At 34.5% G+C, this 19,869-nt stretch carries 18 protein-coding genes; 14 read left to right on the top strand and 4 right to left on the bottom strand.

Annotated features, from left to right (window positions below):
- Positions 1 to 184 precede the first annotated feature (184 nt).
- The 3 genes from J3U27_RS03110 to J3U27_RS03100 all read left to right on the top strand — a co-directional run bounded on the left by J3U27_RS03110 (position 185) and on the right by J3U27_RS03100 (position 3,236).
- A complete protein-coding gene (locus tag J3U27_RS03110) occupies positions 185 to 946 on the top strand; it encodes a GntR family transcriptional regulator (protein WP_065734694.1) in 762 nt (253 codons plus the stop codon).
- A gap of 75 nt (positions 947 to 1,021) precedes the next feature.
- Entirely contained in the window at positions 1,022 to 2,203 is a 1,182-nt protein-coding gene (uxuA, locus tag J3U27_RS03105) for a mannonate dehydratase (protein ID WP_065734695.1), read from the top strand.
- Between the two features lie 583 nt (positions 2,204 to 2,786).
- Positions 2,787 to 3,236 carry a DUF3597 domain-containing protein gene (locus J3U27_RS03100; protein ID WP_065563636.1) on the top strand — a complete coding sequence of 150 codons (450 nt, stop codon included), beginning with the start codon at positions 2,787 to 2,789 and terminating at the stop codon, positions 3,234 to 3,236.
- 92 nt (positions 3,237 to 3,328) lie between these two features.
- Here the strand turns inward: J3U27_RS03100 and pth are convergent, their stop codons facing one another.
- Positions 3,329 to 3,913, bottom strand: a complete 585-nt coding sequence (pth, locus tag J3U27_RS03095; protein WP_065563637.1) for an aminoacyl-tRNA hydrolase — start codon at positions 3,911 to 3,913, stop codon at positions 3,329 to 3,331.
- 69 nt (positions 3,914 to 3,982) lie between these two features.
- Positions 3,983 to 4,930, bottom strand: coding sequence for a ribose-phosphate pyrophosphokinase (locus J3U27_RS03090; protein WP_086319756.1), 948 nt, complete (start codon positions 4,928 to 4,930; stop codon positions 3,983 to 3,985).
- 260 nt (positions 4,931 to 5,190) lie between these two features.
- Here J3U27_RS03090 and trmB point away from each other — a divergent pair, with 260 nt between their 5' ends.
- From trmB to relA, 11 genes are all read left to right on the top strand, one after another.
- Positions 5,191 to 5,892, top strand: coding sequence for a tRNA (guanosine(46)-N7)-methyltransferase TrmB (gene trmB, locus J3U27_RS03085; protein ID WP_065734697.1), 702 nt, complete (start codon positions 5,191 to 5,193; stop codon positions 5,890 to 5,892).
- A gap of 18 nt (positions 5,893 to 5,910) precedes the next feature.
- Positions 5,911 to 6,636: an oxygen-insensitive NADPH nitroreductase gene (nfsA, locus tag J3U27_RS03080; protein ID WP_065734698.1), complete on the top strand. Its 726-nt coding sequence runs from the start codon at positions 5,911 to 5,913 to the stop codon at positions 6,634 to 6,636.
- Entirely contained in the window at positions 6,633 to 7,793 is a 1,161-nt protein-coding gene (locus tag J3U27_RS03075; protein WP_267331820.1) for a histidine-type phosphatase, read from the top strand. Before nfsA ends, J3U27_RS03075 begins: the two co-directional genes overlap by 4 nt.
- Before the next feature lie 433 nt (positions 7,794 to 8,226).
- Positions 8,227 to 9,501: an MFS transporter gene (locus J3U27_RS03070; protein WP_256122109.1), complete on the top strand. Its 1,275-nt coding sequence runs from the start codon at positions 8,227 to 8,229 to the stop codon at positions 9,499 to 9,501.
- Between the two features lie 36 nt (positions 9,502 to 9,537).
- Positions 9,538 to 10,554, top strand: a complete 1,017-nt coding sequence (gene galE / locus J3U27_RS03065; RefSeq protein ID WP_065563641.1) for a UDP-glucose 4-epimerase GalE — start codon at positions 9,538 to 9,540, stop codon at positions 10,552 to 10,554.
- A 50-nt stretch (positions 10,555 to 10,604) separates the two neighbouring features.
- Positions 10,605 to 11,654 carry a galactose-1-phosphate uridylyltransferase gene (gene galT, locus J3U27_RS03060; RefSeq protein ID WP_065563642.1) on the top strand — a complete coding sequence of 350 codons (1,050 nt, stop codon included), beginning with the start codon at positions 10,605 to 10,607 and terminating at the stop codon, positions 11,652 to 11,654.
- The gene (galK, locus tag J3U27_RS03055; protein ID WP_267331822.1) at positions 11,655 to 12,812 is read left to right on the top strand and encodes a galactokinase; all 1,158 of its coding nucleotides are present in this window, start codon (positions 11,655 to 11,657) and stop codon (positions 12,810 to 12,812) included.
- The gene (gene galM, locus J3U27_RS03050) at positions 12,803 to 13,798 is read left to right on the top strand and encodes a galactose-1-epimerase (RefSeq protein ID WP_267376805.1); all 996 of its coding nucleotides are present in this window, start codon (positions 12,803 to 12,805) and stop codon (positions 13,796 to 13,798) included. Before galK ends, galM begins: the two co-directional genes overlap by 10 nt.
- Positions 13,799 to 14,012: 214 nt before the next feature.
- Positions 14,013 to 14,501 (top strand): pantetheine-phosphate adenylyltransferase, encoded by a 489-nt coding sequence (coaD, locus tag J3U27_RS03045; protein ID WP_267337077.1) that lies wholly within the window; start codon positions 14,013 to 14,015, stop codon positions 14,499 to 14,501.
- A gap of 15 nt (positions 14,502 to 14,516) precedes the next feature.
- Positions 14,517 to 15,842 carry a 23S rRNA (uracil(1939)-C(5))-methyltransferase RlmD gene (gene rlmD, locus J3U27_RS03040; RefSeq protein ID WP_267376804.1) on the top strand — a complete coding sequence of 442 codons (1,326 nt, stop codon included), beginning with the start codon at positions 14,517 to 14,519 and terminating at the stop codon, positions 15,840 to 15,842.
- Positions 15,843 to 15,847: 5 nt separating this feature from the next.
- The gene (relA, locus tag J3U27_RS03035) at positions 15,848 to 18,106 is read left to right on the top strand and encodes a GTP diphosphokinase (protein ID WP_065563647.1); all 2,259 of its coding nucleotides are present in this window, start codon (positions 15,848 to 15,850) and stop codon (positions 18,104 to 18,106) included.
- A gap of 40 nt (positions 18,107 to 18,146) precedes the next feature.
- Here the strand turns inward: relA and folA are convergent, their stop codons facing one another.
- Positions 18,147 to 18,659: a type 3 dihydrofolate reductase gene (folA, locus tag J3U27_RS03030; protein ID WP_416379935.1), complete on the bottom strand. Its 513-nt coding sequence runs from the start codon at positions 18,657 to 18,659 to the stop codon at positions 18,147 to 18,149.
- A 10-nt stretch (positions 18,660 to 18,669) separates the two neighbouring features.
- Positions 18,670 to 19,734 (bottom strand): MJ1255/VC2487 family glycosyltransferase, encoded by a 1,065-nt coding sequence (locus J3U27_RS03025; protein WP_065563753.1) that lies wholly within the window; start codon positions 19,732 to 19,734, stop codon positions 18,670 to 18,672.
- Positions 19,735 to 19,869: the final 135 nt, after the last annotated feature.

Below are 19,869 nucleotides of genomic sequence, written 5' to 3'. Positions count from 1 at the left end.
ATTCATGTCACATTTTTTGGTTTATTTTATAGGGATGATTGCTAAAATCTTTATAATGGCCGACAATATTGGTAAACCAATTTAAAGATGTAATGGATTTCTTTTATTATTAACTTAGAGGAGTTTAATAATTAGCGTATAATTATCTTCAATAAACTTAATAGTATTCTGAGGATTATAGATTATGCCAAGAGGCAAACGACTCTATCAAGAAATTGGTAATGAGTTAAAATTGTTATTAAAAAGTGGAACTTTTAAAATTGGTGACCGTCTACCACCAGAAAGAGATATTGCTGAGACCTTTGATGTTAGCAGAACGGTAGTTCGAGAAGCATTAATTATGTTAGAGCTTGAAAAATTAGTTGAAGTAAAAAAAGGCTCTGGTGTTTATGTAATTGGTTTACCAAGCGAGTTCTTGTCTGAAAAAGACAGGGAAATAGAAGAAGAGGATTTTGGTCCTTTTGAATTATTACAAGCGAGACAATTAATTGAAAGTAATATTGCCGCTTTTGCTGCCTCACAAATTGTAAAAGCTGATATTGTAGAGTTAAGAGCTATATTAGAACAAGAACGTCAAATTTTAGAACAAGATGTGCTTGATGACTATAGTGCTGATGAAATGTTTCATATTGCAATAGCTCGAGCCACAAAGAACTCAATACTTGAGCGGTTATTAGAAGATCTATGGACAAAACGTTCATCAAGTAAAATGTGGGACCAACTACAAAGTAGAATAACCGATCATAGTTATCGAAAAAAATGGTTATATGATCATGAAAAAATTCTACAGGCATTACAGTTGAAAGATGCAATGGCTGCACGCCATGCTATGTGGCAGCACTTAGAAAATGTTAAACAAACATTAATGACTGTTTCTGACAGTGAAGATCCAAATTTTGATGGTTATTTATTTGACTCTATACCGGTCACTATCGTTAACCAATAGAAACAAATATGCATTGTTTATGGATCTTCATTTTAGAATAATTTTGTAAATGAAGTATCTTTGAGGAGAATTTAAATGGAACAAACAATGCGTTGGTTTGGACCTAACGACCCTGTATCATTGGACGATATTAGACAATCAGGGGCAACAGGAATTGTTACAGCTTTACATCATATTCCCAATGGTGAAATCTGGACAATCGACGAAATTAAAAAACGAAAAAAAATGATTGAAGACAAAGGTCTAACTTGGTCAGTTGTTGAAAGTATTCCTGTTCACGAAGAAATTAAAACCCATTCTGGCAACGTTGAACAACATATTGCCAATTATCAACAATCAATTCGTAATTTAGCCGCTTGTGGTATTGATACTGTTTGTTACAATTTTATGCCAGTATTAGACTGGACTCGCACCGATCTAGGTTATGAATTATCAGACGGTTCAAGAGCTCTACGTTTCGATCAAATTGCTTTTGCTGCATTTGATATTCATATTTTAAAACGACCTAATGCCGAAAAAGATTATTCACAAGAAGATCAGATTTCAGCAAAAAAATATTTTGAAAATATGACGCAAGCCGATAAAGATAAACTTGTTGGAAATATTATCGCTGGGTTACCAGGTGCCGAAGAAGGTTACTCACTAGATCAATTTCGAGCACATCTTGCAACATATGACGGTATTGATAAAGCTAAATTACGTGAGAATTATGCTTATTTCTTGAAAGCTATCGTTCCAGTCGCCGAAGAAGTTGGCGTTGTTCTGACAGTTCATCCTGATGATCCTCCTAGACCTATTTTAGGTTTACCACGCATTGTTTCAACTATTGAAGATATGCAGTGGATAAAAGAAACAGTTGATAGCATTCATAATGGATTCTGCTTCTGTACTGGTTCTTATGGCGTTCGTAGCGATAATGATTTAGTTACAATGGCTGAAAAATTTGCTGATAGAGTTCACTTTATTCATTTGCGCGCAACAGTTCGTGAAGATAATCCATTATCTTTCCACGAAGGTGATCACTTAGCAGGTGATGTTGATATGTATGGCGTAATTAAAGTGCTTATTGCTGAAGAAGAACGACGTAAAAAAGCGGGAATCAAACGTTTAATACCAGTTCGTCCTGATCATGGTCACCAAATGCTTGACGATCTTAAAAAGAAAACCAATCCAGGTTATTCTGCAATAGGACGCTTAAGAGGTTTAGCGGAAATTCGCGGCGTTGAATATGCGATTAGACGTGCATTTTTTGAATAAAGACTAATCGCCTTTGACTAGAGAAGCCCATAATATTGGGCTTTTTTTAATTTGAACATAAAAATAGCGTGATATACACGCTATTGTTCTTATATAGTTAGAATGTCTTTATTTAAAATCATGATTTTAAATATTTATTATCGATATTTTTTATTTAAAGCAACACCAAAAAGATAGCCGAATAAGCACTGCTTAAAAAACATCATATTAAAGAAAGAAATTTTACTGTCTATCCAATTATTTATTCAAATAAAATATAACCAATAATTGGTGAACCAAATACTACTATTATTTTTAGTCGCTGTATTGAGTTATTTATTGAATTTGTGATGTATATCACAATACTTTCTCAAATTGGTATAATAAGTTTTTTGATTGTCGATAGCTTTAATTAATTTGAAAATATGAGCTATTGAATAAAAATATATTTCTAAAACTTTAATAGCATTATTACAAAAAATGCTATTGGTTCATTGTTGCTTTGACACAATTTATATTTAACAGCTATACTTTAGGGGATATTTTCTACATCTATATCGTTAAGCAGTTTTTTAATAAGCAGTTTAAACATAAGGGGTGTAAAATGGGTATCTTAAATAATATTTTTTCTAAAATATTTCCAAGCGCACAAGCCGCTGTAGGTCATGCAAAAGATGCAGTGAAAGAGCAAGTTGATAAAATCACTGACACCGTTAAAGGCAACACATCAAGTAACAACACAAATAGTAATACTGAACAAAATCAACAAAATACATCAGAAAATAAAAACCCAATTTCTGAAATCGATGTGATGTCAATTTTAGATAATTTAGCTAAAAAATTTCCTGAAAAACTTAACTGGAAGACATCAATTGTTGATTTATTGAAATTATTAGGTATTGATAACAGTTTAGATGCACGTAAAAAATTAGCAACTGAACTTAATTATACCGGTAGTACAGACGATACAGCAGCAATGAATACATGGTTGATTAAAGAAGTTATGAAGAAAATTGCTGAAAAAGGTGGTAACGTTACTCACTTATTTTCTTAGTCTGGAATGAATACGTGATTTGTCATCCACCTGTTAATCAGGTGGATTTTTTTTAATTTAGTTGAATACAGAAAATATTAATCTTAGCAAATTTAAGCTTTGAATGAATGCAAACGATTCATTGCACTTTCTACTCCATCTTTCAGTAAGATATCTGTGCAATATACTGATTCATCGATTGCTTTATCAATTAAATCTTGTTCTGGTTTAGATGGTTTATTTAATACATAACCAACTACTTTATTCTTATCACCAGGGTGTCCAATACCAATTCTTAACCGATAAAAATTCAAATTATTGCCAAGTTTATTTGCAATATCTTTCAATCCATTATGACCGCCATGACTACCACCAAATTTTAATTTAGCAATACCTGGATTAAGATCTAACTCATCATGAGCAACTAATATCTCATCGGGCTGAATTTGATAAAAAGAAGCCATTGCTTGAACAGCTTTACCACTTAAATTCATAAAGGTAGTTGGTACTAACAAACGGACATCATGACCATGAATATTAATCCGTGAGCTATATCCAAAAAATTTAGGATCAATTTTTAGCGGTTGGTTATAACGTTCAGCAAGAAGATCTACATACCAAGCTCCTGCATTATGGCGAGTTGCAGCATATTCGTTACCTGGATTAGCTAAACCTACAATAAGTTTAATAGTTGTCATAATAGTCTGTCGTCAATTATTAGCAAAAAAGCCCCTAGAAGGGGCATTTATCTAATTCAGAAAAAAAGATTATTGATGGAACATTGCTGAAATTGATTCTTCGTTACTAATACGTCGAATTGCTTCAGCAAGCATACCTGATAATGTAAGTTGGCGCACATTTTTCAATGCTTTCACTTCTGCTGTTAATGGAATTGTGTCACAAACTACAATTTCATCAATGGCAGAATCTTTAATGTTACTTACCGCTTTTCCTGAGAAAATAGGGTGAGTTGCATAAGCGAAAACACGTTTTGCACCACGAGCTTTCAATGCATCAGCCGCTTTACAAAGTGTTCCGGCAGTATCAATCATATCATCAACTAAAATACAATCTCTGTCGGCTACATCACCAATAATATTCATCACTTCTGCTTCATTTGCACGTTGACGACGTTTATCAATAATGGCCATGTCAGTATCATTTAAAAGTTTTGCAATTGCACGTGCACGAACAACACCACCAATATCTGGTGATACCACGATTGGGCGTTCAAAATCACGTTGTAACATATCTTCTAAAATTACAGGGCTACCAAATACGTTATCAACAGGTACATCAAAAAAGCCTTGAATTTGTTCAGCATGAAGATCAACCGTTAAAACCCTATCTACACCAACAGTTGATAAAAAGTCTGCAACAACTTTAGCTGTAATAGGCACACGGGCTGAACGCACTCGACGATCTTGTCTTGCATAACCAAAATAAGGAATAACAGCAGTAATACGACCGGCAGATGCTCGACGCATCGCATCAATCATTACTAGTAATTCCATTAAATTGTCATTTGTAGGCGCACAAGTTGATTGGATAATAAAAACATCTTCACCACGGACATTTTCATTAATTTGGACATTGACTTCACCATCACTAAAACGGCTAACAATAATATCACCAAGAGAAGTATAAAGACGATTAGCTATACGTTTTGCTAGTTCGGGTGTGGCGTTACCAGCAAAAAGCTTCATATCAGGCACGAGAAATCCTCAAGCATGTAATCATGATTACATAAAACGTAATCGGTTAAATCGGAGTGATAATTATATAATCATTTACAGATCATCCTCAACTACATTATAAAAAATTATTACAAATATTTTATATCTATCACAATAATATATAGAAATATAAGTTAAAATGATGTTTTTTGAAGTAGATTAAAAATCGGTTAAAATACTGTACCACAAAGGTGAATAATTACCTTGATAAATCATTTAATACTAACAGCAGACACACAATGAGTGAACAATTAAAAACGAATAATCAAGAGACAGAATCTAAACGAACAATACGTAGTTTTGTATTGAGACAAGGCCGCTTAACTAAAGGGCAGCAACAGGCTTTAACTCATTTATGGCCTATATATGGCATTGAATATAATGCACACTCACAAATCACTTTCGAAAATGACAAACCGCTGGTTCTAGAAATCGGTTTCGGTATGGGTGCATCATTGATTGAGATGGCAAAATCCTCACCAGACAAAAATTTTATAGGTATTGAAGTCCATCGACCTGGCGTAGGCGCTTGCTTAATGGCAATCGAAGAAAATAAATTAACCAATTTAAAAGTAATGTGTCATGATGCAGTTGAAGTATTAGAAAATATGATACCTAATGAATCATTAGATAAAGTTCAAATTTTCTTCCCTGACCCTTGGCATAAAGCAAGGCACAATAAACGCAGAATTATTCAACCCGAATTTGTTAAATTAATTCATGAAAAATTAAAAGTTGATGGAGTATTACATTTAGCTACTGACTGGCAACATTATGCTGAGCATATGCTTGAAGTATTAAGTCAAGCTGATGGGTTTAAAAATTTATCTACAACAAATGACTATATCCCGAGACCTGATGACAGACCTATTACCAAGTTTGAAAAACGTGGGCAAAATCTAGGGCATGGTGTTTGGGATTTGCAATTTATAAAAAAATAATGGTGCCTAGGAGCCAATATGCAAAATGAAACAATCGATTTAATTTGTCAGCGCCGCTCAATTCGGTCTTACAAATCAACACCACTGACTAATGAACAGTTGGAATCAATTTTTCAAGCGGCACAATCGGCTCCGAGCTCTAATTTTCTACAATGCACCACAATTATCCGAATTACAGACAGCGATAATCGTTCAAAGCTAGCACATTATTCAGGAGAGCAAAGTTATATTAATCAAGCTCCTGAATTTTGGGTATTCTGTGCCGATTTTAATCGCCACTTTCAAATTGATTCAACTATTCCACTTGAAAAAGCTGAGCAGCTTTTAGTTGGCTGTATCGATACGGCACTTATGGCGCAAAATGCCGTTATTGCAGCACAGTCATTAGGTTTAGGGACAGTTTTCATTGGTGGATTACGCAATAATATTTCGAAAGTTACCGAATTACTAGCATTACCTAAATATGTCCTTCCTTTATTTGGGCTTTGTATCGGTCATCCTGATCAAAATCCAGAAATAAAACCAAGATTACCGAAAGAATTAGTGTTTTTTGAAAATTACTATCAACCAATAGATGATCAACTATTAGCAAAATACGATACTCAAATGAGTGAATACTATAGTCATCGACAGACAAATCAAAAAGCAAGTGGTTGGAGTGATAAAATTGCTGAAACAATTATCAAAGGGCAAAGAGATTTCATTTTAACTTATTTGCATGAACAAGGATGGATAACTAAATGAACAACACTCAATATCAGTTAGACAAAGTCGTTATACTAAGTCGCCATGGCATACGTACTCCATTAGAAAACACGATAGCGTTCTTAGAAAAATCAAGCCCTTTTAAATGGCCAATTTGGGATCATGCTTATGGTTATCTAACAACACGAGGGGCCGTTTTAGAAACGTTTTTTGGACATTATCTATCACAATGGCTAGAGCAACGAAATATTAAGCTCTCACCAGAGAATCCTGATATATATGTTTATGCAAATAGCCTTCAAAGAACAGTAGCTACGGCTCAATTCTTAGTTGGCGGTGCTTATGCTGGTTATGACATACCTGTTCATCACAAATATACCATCGAAAAAATGGATCCTATTTTTGATCCAAGTGTACAAGATGACTCCCCAGAAATTAAACAAAAAGTCTTAAAAGATATTAATGATGCAGACAAAGCAGCATCAATTTTCAAAAATTTAGCGCCGGCTTATCAAATCGTGTCGGATATATTAGATTATAAAAATTCGCAATTATATTCTGAACTTAAATGTGATTTTGCTGATATTCCTTATGAGCTTCATTTTGTGAAAAATGAAGAACCCGAATTACATGGACCATTAGCAATTGGAATCTGTGCCGTTGATGCTTTTTTATTACAGTATTACTCTGCATTTCCTAAAGAACAAATTGCTTGGGGAAGAATAACCAGCCAAGAACAATGGCAACAAATAATACAAATTCGTAACCACTATATTAACTTAGTTTTTCACTCTAAAACGATTGCACGAAGTATTAGTAAATTATTAATCAATAAGATAGATGATTTAATACACAGTCAATCTCATAAAGTCAATTTATTGGTTGGTCATGATAGTACTATTGCTGCACTGCTCGGTGCTTTGGATTTTGCTGAATATCAACTGCCTAATCAATTTGAAAATACACCAATTGGCGGAATGGTTATATTTCAACGTTACCGCCATCTACCATCAGGTGAATACTTCTTCAAAGCTGAATATGTCTACCAAAGTTTTGATCAGCTATTTACTGGTGAAGCTATTGATATTAATAATCCACCACAACATTATCAACTTAAGTTGCTTAATGCAGAACAAAACAGTGATGGATTCTACCCATGGCAACATTTTGAAAATAGGCTAAAAGAGTTTCAATAAAATTTCAGATTAGATTGCCGATATGACTTTAAGTTTCAAATCATTAGGCAATCTATAAATATCAGACACATTTAAAATTGTTATTTTAATTTCGCCTCAAAATGTAATCGATACCACAAAATAGATAATAATTTTCATAAGTATCTATTCATTGTATAAAATTTGTTACTTAAAACTTAATTAAAATACTATTAATTACTATTTCAATTAGGCACATATTGAATTTTAATATAACTTATTTGAATGTTATTTAACTAATCCAAAATAATTTAATAAAAATGTAATCGATTTCACAAAATGTTAACTAGATCACTTTTTTTGCATTTTTTTAATGTTATTATCCTGAGCAATTTATAGCTTTTAGTTTATTTCTTACATAAACGATTTCTGAATGATTAGGTAATCATTTAAAGCTTAGCAAAGGAAATTCACTATGAATCAGAAAATTAAATCTGCAATGCATAACAAAAATTATTGGGTATTTAGCCTCTACTTTTTTCTTTATTTTTTCATTATGGGAGCTTACTTTCCATTTTTCCCAGTTTGGTTAAAAATGATAGGTTTAGATCAAGCGGATACTGGATATGTTTTCTCATTTATCTCATTATTTGCACTATTCTTTCAGCCGTTATTTGGGTTGATATCCGATAAGTTAGGTTTAAGAAAACACCTTCTTTGGATTATCACCTTCCTTTTAGTTTTATTTGGACCATTCTTTATATTTATATTAGGTCCTTTACTTAAACTAAATGTTACTCTAGGGGCTACTGCAGGCGGCTTATATCTTGGTATGGTCTTTAGTGGTGGTGCTCCTGCAATTGAAGCATTGGTTGAAAAAATCAGTAGACGTAGTGGATTTGAATTTGGTCGTTGCCGTATGTTTGGTTGCTTCGGCTGGGCGATTTGTGCTTCATTTGTTGGAATCATGATTTCTAAGGATATTAATGCTGTTTTTTGGTTATGTTCTGGCTTTGCCTTAGTGTTACTTATTTTAGTCAAAATAGCCGATCCAGCTAAAACAGCAACCACAGATGTTGTCGACCAAATGGGACTAAATAAACCTGAACCATTTAATTTAAAACTTGCGGTTAATTTACTTAAAATGCCTAAAACTTGGTATTTTATGCTCTACATTATTGGTGTGGCTTGTACTTATGATGTATTTGATCAGCAATTTGCTAACTTCTTCACCTCATTTTTCTCAAGTGAACAAGTTGGTCGTGAAGCATTTGGCTACGTCACAACACTGGGTGAATTTTTAAATGCGACTGTAATGTTTTTTGCTCCAATTATTGTCATGAAAATCGGAAGTAAAAATACTTTACTCGTTGCTGGTGCAATTATGTCAATTCGTATTACAGGTTCAGCATTTGCTAGTAGCGCAGTTGAAGTTATTATTTTAAAAACCTTACATATGTTCGAAGCACCTTTATTGTTAGTTGGTGCATTTAAATATATTACAAAACATTTCCCAATTCGATTATCAGCAACGGTTTACTTAATTGCTTTTTGTTTTGCAAAACAATTATCTATAATGTTTATGTCCACCTTTGCTGGTTTAATGTATGTTAAAATTGGATTTGAAGGGGCATATTTAGTGCTTGGCTTAATTGCATTAAGTTTTACACTTATTTCTGCTTTCACCTTATCAGGACGTGGACCTTTGGATCTTTTCAAAAAGAAAAGCAACGTTGAAATTGAAGAATAGTTAAATAATAACAATTCAAAAAATTAAGGTATCAAAATGAAAATATTAGTAACAGGTGGTTGTGGGTATATAGGCAGTCACACTTGTGTTCAATTAATTCTTGCTGGCTATACTCCTATTATTATTGATAATTTATTTAATAGTAAAGCCTCAGTATTAGAAAGAATAAAAACCATCACAGGAAAATCAGTCGATTTCTATCATGGTGATGTTTGTGATGGAAATTTGCTTGCAAGAATTTTTAAAGAACACGATATTAAAGCTGTTATTCATTTTGCAGGATTGAAAGCCGTTGGTGAATCAGTATATAAACCACTTGAATACTATGAAAATAATGTTTATGGCAGTATTGTTTTAATGAAAGCAATGCGTGATGCTGGCGTTAAACAATTAGTCTTTAGTTCTTCAGCTACCGTATATGGTGAGCTAGCGCCAGTTCCTTACGTCGAAACATTACCACAAGGTTTACCAACTAGCCCGTATGGAAAAAGTAAGCTTATGGTTGAACAATGTATGATGGATTTAGCTATTGCTGAACCTGATTGGTCCTTAACTTTACTGCGATATTTCAATCCTGTAGGTGCTCATCCTAGCGGTTTAATGGGAGAAGATCCGCTTGGCGTGCCCAATAATCTGATGCCTTTCATTACCCAAGTTGCGATAGGTAAACGAGAATCGCTATCAGTATTTGGTAATGATTACCCAACAGTTGATGGCACATGTGTGCGTGACTTTATTCACGTTGTGGATTTAGCAGATGGTCATATTGCAGCACTTAAAACTGATAGAAATAAAGCTGGAGTTCATATCTATAATTTAGGTTCTGGTGTAGGCTTCAGTGTACTGCAAGTGATTAAAGCCTTTGAAAAGGCATCAGGAAAATCACTTAATTGGCATTTCGCACCAAGGCGAGCCGGTGATCTACCTGCATTTTGGGCTGACGCGAAAAAAGCTGAACAACAATTAGGTTGGAAAACAAAGTTAACCCTTGATGATATGGTAAAAGATTCATGGAATTGGCAATCAAAGAATCCGCAAGGTTATCCTGATTAGAGAAATGTTTACATCAAAATTGCAGTAAAACTATAATTAAAGAGGCAAATATGGATATTTTTAACCCAGTTGATCATCCTCATCGCCGATATAACCCATTGACCGCACAATGGGTGTTAGTTTCGCCCCACAGAGCAAAACGCCCTTGGCAAGGTCAACAAGAAACCTTAAATGAAGAACAGAAACCCCATTATGATCCTAATTGTTATTTATGTCCGGGCAATAAACGTGTCACTGGCGATATAAATCCTAACTACACTGGAACGTACGTTTTCACGAATGATTTTGCTGCATTAATGGAAGATACGCCTAATTCACCCGATAGTAACGATCCTCTATTTCAAATCCAAAGTGCCAGAGGAACAAGCCGAGTTATCTGTTTTTCACCAGATCACAGTAAAACTCTACCTGAACTTGATTTACCTGCAATTGAAACGGTGATAAAAACTTGGATCACCCAGCAACAAGAGCTAGGAAAAAAGTACCCTTGGGTACAAGTTTTTGAAAACAAAGGGGCAGCAATGGGCTGTTCAAACCCTCATCCGCACGGACAAGTTTGGGCTAATAGTTTTATCCCTAATGAAATAGCGCGAGAAGATCTCAATATGCGCAACTATTTTCAAAAAAATGGACGAAATTTATTAGTAGACTATGTAGAAAAAGAGTTGACCAATAAAGAACGCATTGTGGTAGAAACAGAACATTGGTTAGCAGTCGTTCCTTTTTGGGCTATTTGGCCATTTGAAACCCTACTATTGCCAAAGAAACATATTGCTAGATTAACAATGCTTAACCAATCTGAGCAAAAAGATTTGGCCTTAGCATTAAAAAAACTGACCTGTCATTATGATAATTTATTCAATTGCTCTTTCCCCTACTCTATGGGATGGCATGGTGCACCGTTTGTGGAAGGAAATACTGATTATTGGCAAGTACACGCCCATTTTTATCCTCCGCTATTACGTTCAGCTACCGTAAAAAAATTCATGGTAGGTTATGAAATGTTAGCTGAAGTGCAAAGAGATTTAACGCCAGAGCAAGCAGCCGAAAGACTGCGCAACGTTAGTGATGTGCATTATAAAGATAAGAAGGATAAATAAATGAAAGCATTAATCAATAAAACCGCGCAAGCATTTGAGGATCAATTTGGTTATAAACCCGATACCATTGTACAAGCACCGGGCAGAGTAAACTTGATAGGCGAGCACACAGATTACAATGATGGTTTTGTATTACCTTGTGCCATCAATTATGAAACTGTAATTAGCTGTCACAAACGTTCTGACAACTTAGTTAGGGTAATAGCGGTTGATTATAATAATGAACAGGATCAATTTTTACTTAATCCTTCAATTGAAAAACATCCAAATTACCAATGGGCCAATTATGTCCGAGGTGTAATTCAATATATCGTAAAATATTCAGAAGATATTAGAGGTGTTGATTTAGCTATCAGTGGTAACGTGCCACAAGGTGCAGGATTAAGTTCATCCGCTTCACTTGAAGTTGCAATTGGTAAAATGTTTCAGGTGCTTTACGATCTACCTTTTGATGGCAAAAAAATAGCCTTAATCGGTCAAGAGGCAGAAAATAAATATGTTGGTTGCAACTGTGGCATTATGGATCAATTAATATCCGCGCTTGGCCAAGCACAACATGCTTTATTAATTGATTGCCGATCATTAGAAGCATTACCTATTTCTATCCCCAAAGATCTAGCCGTTGTAATCATTAATTCCAATATTAAACGCGGATTAGTTGATAGCGAATATAATACTCGTCGTAAGCAATGCGAAGCCGCAGCCAAAGCGCTAGGTGTAAATGCCCTTCGTGATGCATCATTGGTTGATTTACTACAGATCAAATCCTCACTCGATCCGCTAGTATTTAAACGTGCTCATCATGTCATTACCGAAAATGAACGTACACTTAAAGCCGCTTATGCGCTTGCTAATGAAGATTATCCATTACTCTCAAAATTAATGGCTGAAAGCCACAATTCGATGCGCGATGATTTTGAAATCACAGTACCTGCAATAGACTACCTGGTTAAAATTATACAAGACGTTATTGGAAATGAAGGTGGTGTACGGATGACGGGTGGTGGTTTTGGTGGTTGTGTTGTTGCCTTAGTTCCTAAGAACAAAGTTGATGAGGTAAAAGATGTGGTTAACCAAAACTATCATAAGAAATTTAATATTAAGGAAGATTTTTATATCTGTCAGCCAAGTGAAGGGGCTCATAAATTATGTCTGTAAAACAAATTATCACCCTTAAAAATAGCCAAGGCATGAAAATTAAATTGTCCAATTGGGGCGCAACTTGGCTTTCTTGTACCATGCAAGTTGAAGGAGAAAACCGAGAACTAATACTTGGTTGCCAATCATTCGAACAATACGAACAACAAGATGCATATTTAGGTGCTACTGTTGGACGATATGCCAATCGCATTGCAAATGCTGAAATAGATATAGCAGGAAAACATTATCAGCTTATTGCCAATCAAGGCGTTAATCAGTTACATGGTGGCAAATCAGGCTTTGATAAAAAAATATGGAAAATTGAATCACAATCGGAACAACAAGTTACATTTGGATTAATTTCTCCAGATGGTGACCAAGGCTTTCCTGGCGAACTTAAAGTTACCGCTAGTTATACATTAACTAACGATAATCAAGTCATCGTCGAATATAATGCGAGCACAACTAAATGTACGCCAGTTAACTTAACTAACCATGCCTATTTTAATTTAGATGGTGAAACTAATGATATACTTGCACACAGTTTAAAAGTAAATGCTAACTATTACTTACCTGTCGATGCCAATGGTATTCCATGCAATGATTTGCTTGATGTTACTCAAGATGATATGGATTTAAGACAGTTACGAGTTCTATCCGATAATTTGCTAACTAGCCCAGCACGAAAAATCACAGGCGGTTATGACCACGCTTACTTATTAGATAAATCAAAACCAGTTGCAGCTCAACTTGTATCATCAGACAAAAAAGTGACAATGGACGTAACAACGTCTTATCCTGCCCTACAAGTCTATACTGGTAACTTTTTAGCCAACACACCAAATCGTCACAATGGTAAATATGCTAATTTTGCAGGAGTAGCATTAGAAGCTCAGTTTTTACCCGATAGCCCTCATCATTTGACATGGCCACAACCAAGCTGCTTCTTAGAACCGGGACAAACTTACCATCACCAAATTACCTATCAGTTTTTTATAAGCTGATAAATTTCTCTTTTTATTATTGATGAAAAATAAATAATTTCATCAATAATAAAAATTCTACAAGTTTAACCATACCTCAAATAGATTTATGATAATAAAAAAAGTTGAGGAACGGGGTTTTTGAACATAAAAAACGAAGATTTTGTACGGTTAAACTAACAATCCAAGTCAAAATTAGGTATCATATTCTCCTATTCGCTAATGGATAAGATAAATGAAAAGTAAAAATCTCACGGCTATTTTTCCGGGAACATTCGATCCAATTACTAATGGTCACATTGATCTGATTACCCGTGCATCCCAACTTTTTCCTCGTTTGATTGTCGCAATAGCGGAAAGCCCTAATAAAAAAACGCTATTTACTTTAGAAGAAAGAGTTAACTTAGCCTCAACACCAGTGGAACATTTACTGAATGTTGAAGTGATTGGCTTTGATAATCTTATGGCTGACTTTGCCCAGAAACACGGAGCAACAGTTATTGTTAGAGGTGTGAGAACAACTCATGATTTTGAATATGAAAGACAACTCGCAGAAATGAATCGAGCATTAAAACCAGATTTAGACACCATCTTTTTAATGCCTTCAATTGCAATGGGATTTATTTCATCTACCATCGTTAAAGACGTTGCTTACCATGGTGGTGATATATCCAATTTAGTACCCTTGCATGTTAAAAAAGAGTTATTGAAACGGTTAACATAATATCGATTTATTAATATGGTCAATTTTTATACTCCTCCGAAAAAAAAACTAGCCTCTCAAAAACTGACAGTTACAGTTACAAAATTAGATGCCTTTGGACAAGGGTTAGCAAATCATAAAGGTAAAACAATCTTTATTAAATCAGCCTTGCCGGACGAGACCGTCGATATTCAATTAACCGAAGATAAAAAAAATTACGCTAAAGCCAAAGTAATAAAGTACCATAATTACAGTCAATATCGGGTTAAACCACAATGTAAGTATTTTACCCAATGCGGTGGCTGTGAATTACAACATATTTCGCCAGATCTACAACAACAAGCAAAATATGAAGCACTAATTAAGCTAATACAAAAAGAAACTGGGGCTTTGTTGGAAGATAACACACCTAATATCATTGCTGATCAACCCTATCATTATCGTAGACGTGCTCGGTTATCAATTAATTTCTTCAAAGGTGAATTACTTATTGGTTTCAGGCAATCCGAATCGAACAAAATTATAAATATTGACCACTGCCCAGTATTAGTTGAACAACTAGATGATTTACTCATTCCATTACAATCTTGCTTAAGACAAATCAAACAGAAAAAAGCACTTGGCCATATTGAATTAATTGCAGTTGATAGTGGAATAATTATAGTGTTAAGGCATACTGAGCTATTGACTGAGCAAGATAGTCATTTATTAAAACAGTTTGCTGAAATTCATAACATATCACTCTATTTACATGGTGATAATCTGGTTCATGTTTTTGGCAATAAAGAACATTACTACCTTATCGATCAATTAAAACTAAGCTTTAGCCCACTCGATTTTATTCAGGTAAATAACCAGATTAATCAAAAGATGGTAAATAAAGCACTTGAATGGTTAGATATATCATCAAATGACAAAATACTTGACCTATTTTGCGGCATGGGCAACTTTTCATTACCTATAGCAAAATATTGCCAATCTATTACCGGTGTTGAAGGCGTAGAGGAATTAGTCGAAAAAGCTAAACTTAATGCCAACTTAAATCAAAATAAAATTCAGGCTAAAACCCAATTTTTTACCTGTAATTTAGAAGATAAACAACAATTTTCGATATGGAATCAAACAGTATTTGACAAAGTATTATTAGATCCTGCAAGAGCAGGCGCTTATAATGCTACAGCAGAAATTGTTAAATTATCACCATCAAAAATAGTTTATATTTCATGTAATCCTGCTACATTAGCTAGGGACTGCAAACTCTTTATTGAGGAAGGATACAATATTGCAAAGATTGCTATTTTGGATATGTTTCCACAAACTAAGCATATTGAATCAATGTTGATGTTAACCAGATCAGGGTAATAATTATGGTATCAATTAGAGGCGCCCATCAACAAAATGACGAGCATTATACTCTAACACAGTTTGATGTTGAACAATGGGCTAAACATGAACTTTTATTAACCAATTTTGAATCCTATCAAAAGTTTAAGGATATCTGGGATTTTTGTTTTGAACACAGTGCTGGTGCGCCTGAACAAACCTACTGCTTCCAAAATGCAATTGAGATGGTTGAGATTTTATCAACCTTGAACATGGACATTAACAGTTTATGTACAGCCCTTTTACTGCCATTCCTTGATACTAAAATTATCCGCCGAGAAGATCTGCCTGAAAATTTCGATCGCGACATTATTCACATCCTTTCCAGTGTTATCAAAATGAAGGATATCAGGCAACTACGAGCCATCCGTAATGGACATGCAACTACTGAGCAAATTGACAGTATTCGTCGTATGTTATTGGCTATGGTAAATGATTTCCGTAGTGTGGTAATAAAATTAGCAGAGCGTATTACTTATTTACGTAATCTAATGAATGCCCCAAAAGAAGATCAAGTCCTCGCAGCTAAAGAGTGCTTTAATATCTATGCTCCTCTAGCCAATCGATTAGGAATTGGGCAATTAAAATGGGAACTTGAAGATTTTTGTTTCCGTTATTTACATCCAGATCAATATCGTTTCATTGCTCATAAGTTACATGAAAAACGATTGGATCGTGAATCATACATTAATCAATTTGTTAAGAATTTACAGGATATGATGAATAAAGATCATATTCGTGCTGAAGTTTACGGTCGTCCAAAACATATCTATAGTATATGGCGAAAAATGGAACGCAAACATCTACAATTTGAAGAATTATATGATATTCGAGCTGTGCGTATAATTTGTGACCGAATTGAAGATTGCTACAATGCATTAGGGATTGTGCATAGCCATTATAAACATATTGCTAAAGAATTTGATGACTATGTGGCTAACCCCAAACCCAATGGTTATCAATCGATCCATACGGTTGTTTATGGTCCACAAGATAAAACTATTGAAATTCAAATCCGTACTGAACAAATGCACAATGATGCTGAATTAGGTGTAGCCGCACACTGGAAATATAAAGAAGGCAGCACGGATAAAATGACGGCTTACGATCAACGAATTTCTTGGTTGCGTAAGTTATTAACATGGCAACAAGAAATGTCCGAAAGTGGCGAAATTCAAGAAACCGTCCGTAGCCAAATTTTTGATGACCGGGTTTATGTATTTACGCCTAAAGGTGATGTAGTCGATTTACCAACTGGTTCAACCCCTTTAGATTTTGCATATCATATTCATAGTGATGTTGGACATCGTTGTATCGGCGCCAAAGTGGGTGGTCGTATAGTTCCGTTCACTTATATTTTGAAAACTGGCGATCAAGTTGAAATTATTACTCAGAAACAACCAAATCCAAGTCGTGACTGGTTAAATCCTAATACGGGGTTTGTTAATAGCAGTCGCGCTCGAGCAAAAATACAAGCTTGGTTCAAAAAGCAAGATAGAGATAAAAATATTGCTGCCGGACAACAAATTTTAGAAAACGAGCTAGAGCCATTAAATATTAGCTTAAAAAGTGTCGAAAAAATTCTTATTAGTAAATACAATGCCCACTCTTTTGATGAGGTACTTGCTGGGATAGGTAGTGGTGATGTTAGGATTAATCAACTAGTTAACTTCATTAATGCCCAATTTAATAAACCGACAGCTGAAGAAGAAGATGAAGCTGTTCTAAAACAAATTACCCAAAAATCAACATCTCAAGCTAAAAATACAGGAAAATCGACCGCTATAAAAGGTGGTGAAATTATTATTGAAGGTGTCGACAATTTACTTTACACCATTGCTAATTGCTGTCGACCTATTCCTGGCGATCCGATTGTTGGCTTTGTAACACAAGGACGAGGTATTTCTATTCATCGAGCTGACTGTGAACAATTGCAAGAGTTAAAAAATCATGCTCCAGAGCGCATTACTAGCGCTATATGGAGTGGCAATCACAATTCAAGTTATACAATGGTTGTTAGAATCATAGCTAACGACAGGAGTGGTTTATTGCGAGATATCACCACTATATTGGCTAACGAGAAAGTAAATGTTTTAGGTGTCTCAAGCCGAATTGAAATGAAACAACAAATTGCGACTATTGATATGGATATGCAAATTTTTGATCAAGATTCACTTGAAAGAGTATTAAACAAAATTAAACAACTTCCAGATGTAATTGAGGCAAAACGGTTTCAAGGGTAGCTATTGATTAAGTTGCCACTAATTCTAGGTGGCAACTCATTTATTTTAATTGATTCGTTTTTTCTAGAATCTCAAATTGATAATCATATTGATTTTTTTCATCAGCTTTATGTTGTTCTGAGTGAATTTGTCGCCATGCTATTTGAGAATAATCTGGAAAATAAGTATCACCTTGTAATTGAGCATCAATATGAGTTAAGTAAAGACGGTTAACTAAAGGTAATACCTGACTATATATATTACCCCCACCTATAAAAAATGCCTCTTCAACCGACCGTTCATTGAGCAACGATATTGCTTCATCAACCGATTGAACCCAGCTAACATCAGAGTTTATTGAAGCTTTGTTATCAGCTTGACGACTAATGACAATGTTATGACGATTAGGCAATGGTCTACCAATAGACTCAAACGTTTTTCGCCCCATAATAACTGGCTTATTTAATGTATTTTTTTTAAACCATGCTAAATCTGCTGGCATATGCCACGGCATTTGATTATTTAACCCAATAACTTGATTATCCGCCATGGCAACAATAATACTTAATATCATATTAGTTCCTTTACACATACCCTAAGGATTTTATACGCTCATTCACATTGTCAGGGAATATAGTCTGCTGCCAAAGTCTTTGACTTAAAGATAGTAATGATTCTTTTTGACCTGAAACAATCCAATTAGCTAACTCGGTCGCCACATCTGGATAAACAACTGGTTTCGGAGAAGGCAAGCTAACCCAATATTTAAGCTTCATGCTATTTAGATTTTCCATCACAGTTGCCATATCCAAAGATTGCAAACATTGAGCATTATAAACTTGTTCAAATTGACCTGCTACTGGCTTAGTTAGAATCTTCTTCCCTAAAGATAACGCTTCAGATATTAATGCAAATCCAGTATTTGAAATAATCCCAGAACAACTAAGCAAAGCTTGCGTAAAATTATCTCGGCTTAACGGTTGTAATAATAAATTCTTACGCTCTGTAACTTGTTTTACATCGGGATGGAAACAACAAAATTGATATTGTGGAAATTGAGTAACTAATTCTGCAATTTCATTTAAATCTTCAAAAGGTAAATACACAACAATTTTACCATCTTCAGTTGGTACAGTTTCAAATGAATCAATCATTGGTGGAATTAGTTTATGACCAAAGTGAAACCAATGTAAGCCAATTGGTTTTGTAACAGGTGCATAATATTTCATAATAACATTGGCTATCATGCCGTATTCTTTTGGCTTAAGGTAATGGCAGACAGATTGGTTACTAATCCCTAAACATTCTCGATTTTGATAATGTGCAGCCCATGCACTTACTGGCTCAAAATCACTAATAATGCAATCATATTTTGATAAATCGAGATCACGAACATCTTTAATTAACCTAAAGGCGCGAATTTTTTGGATAGTTTTTCGATAATTAATTTTTCCATTAAGTGTTGCAAAAGATAGACCGCTAAATGTTCGATAATTGCCAAAGGCCTGCATATCAAAATAATCTTTAGGATCACGACCACTGAAAATGTAATCAACATCAGCACCAGCCTTTTTTAAAGCTTTCGCTAAAGTTCTACTACGACTGATGTGGCCATTTCCTGTTCCTTGAACTCCGTAAAGAATTTTCATATCGTTTTTAATCAGAATATTATTTTTATGCAAATATGATACCAGAACCATTTATATTTGGCTTATTTATTTTATGATTATAACAAATAAATGAGTAAGTGATATTTATCATTAAACGTTTGAACAGCTTTAATT

It is taken from the genome of Gilliamella sp. B2911, assembly GCF_026536965.1.
GTDB classification, from domain to species: Bacteria; Pseudomonadota; Gammaproteobacteria; order Enterobacterales; family Orbaceae; genus Gilliamella; species Gilliamella apicola_E.
The sequence above is the reverse complement of the archived record's forward strand: the minus strand, read 5'-3'. Positions and strand labels throughout refer to the sequence as shown.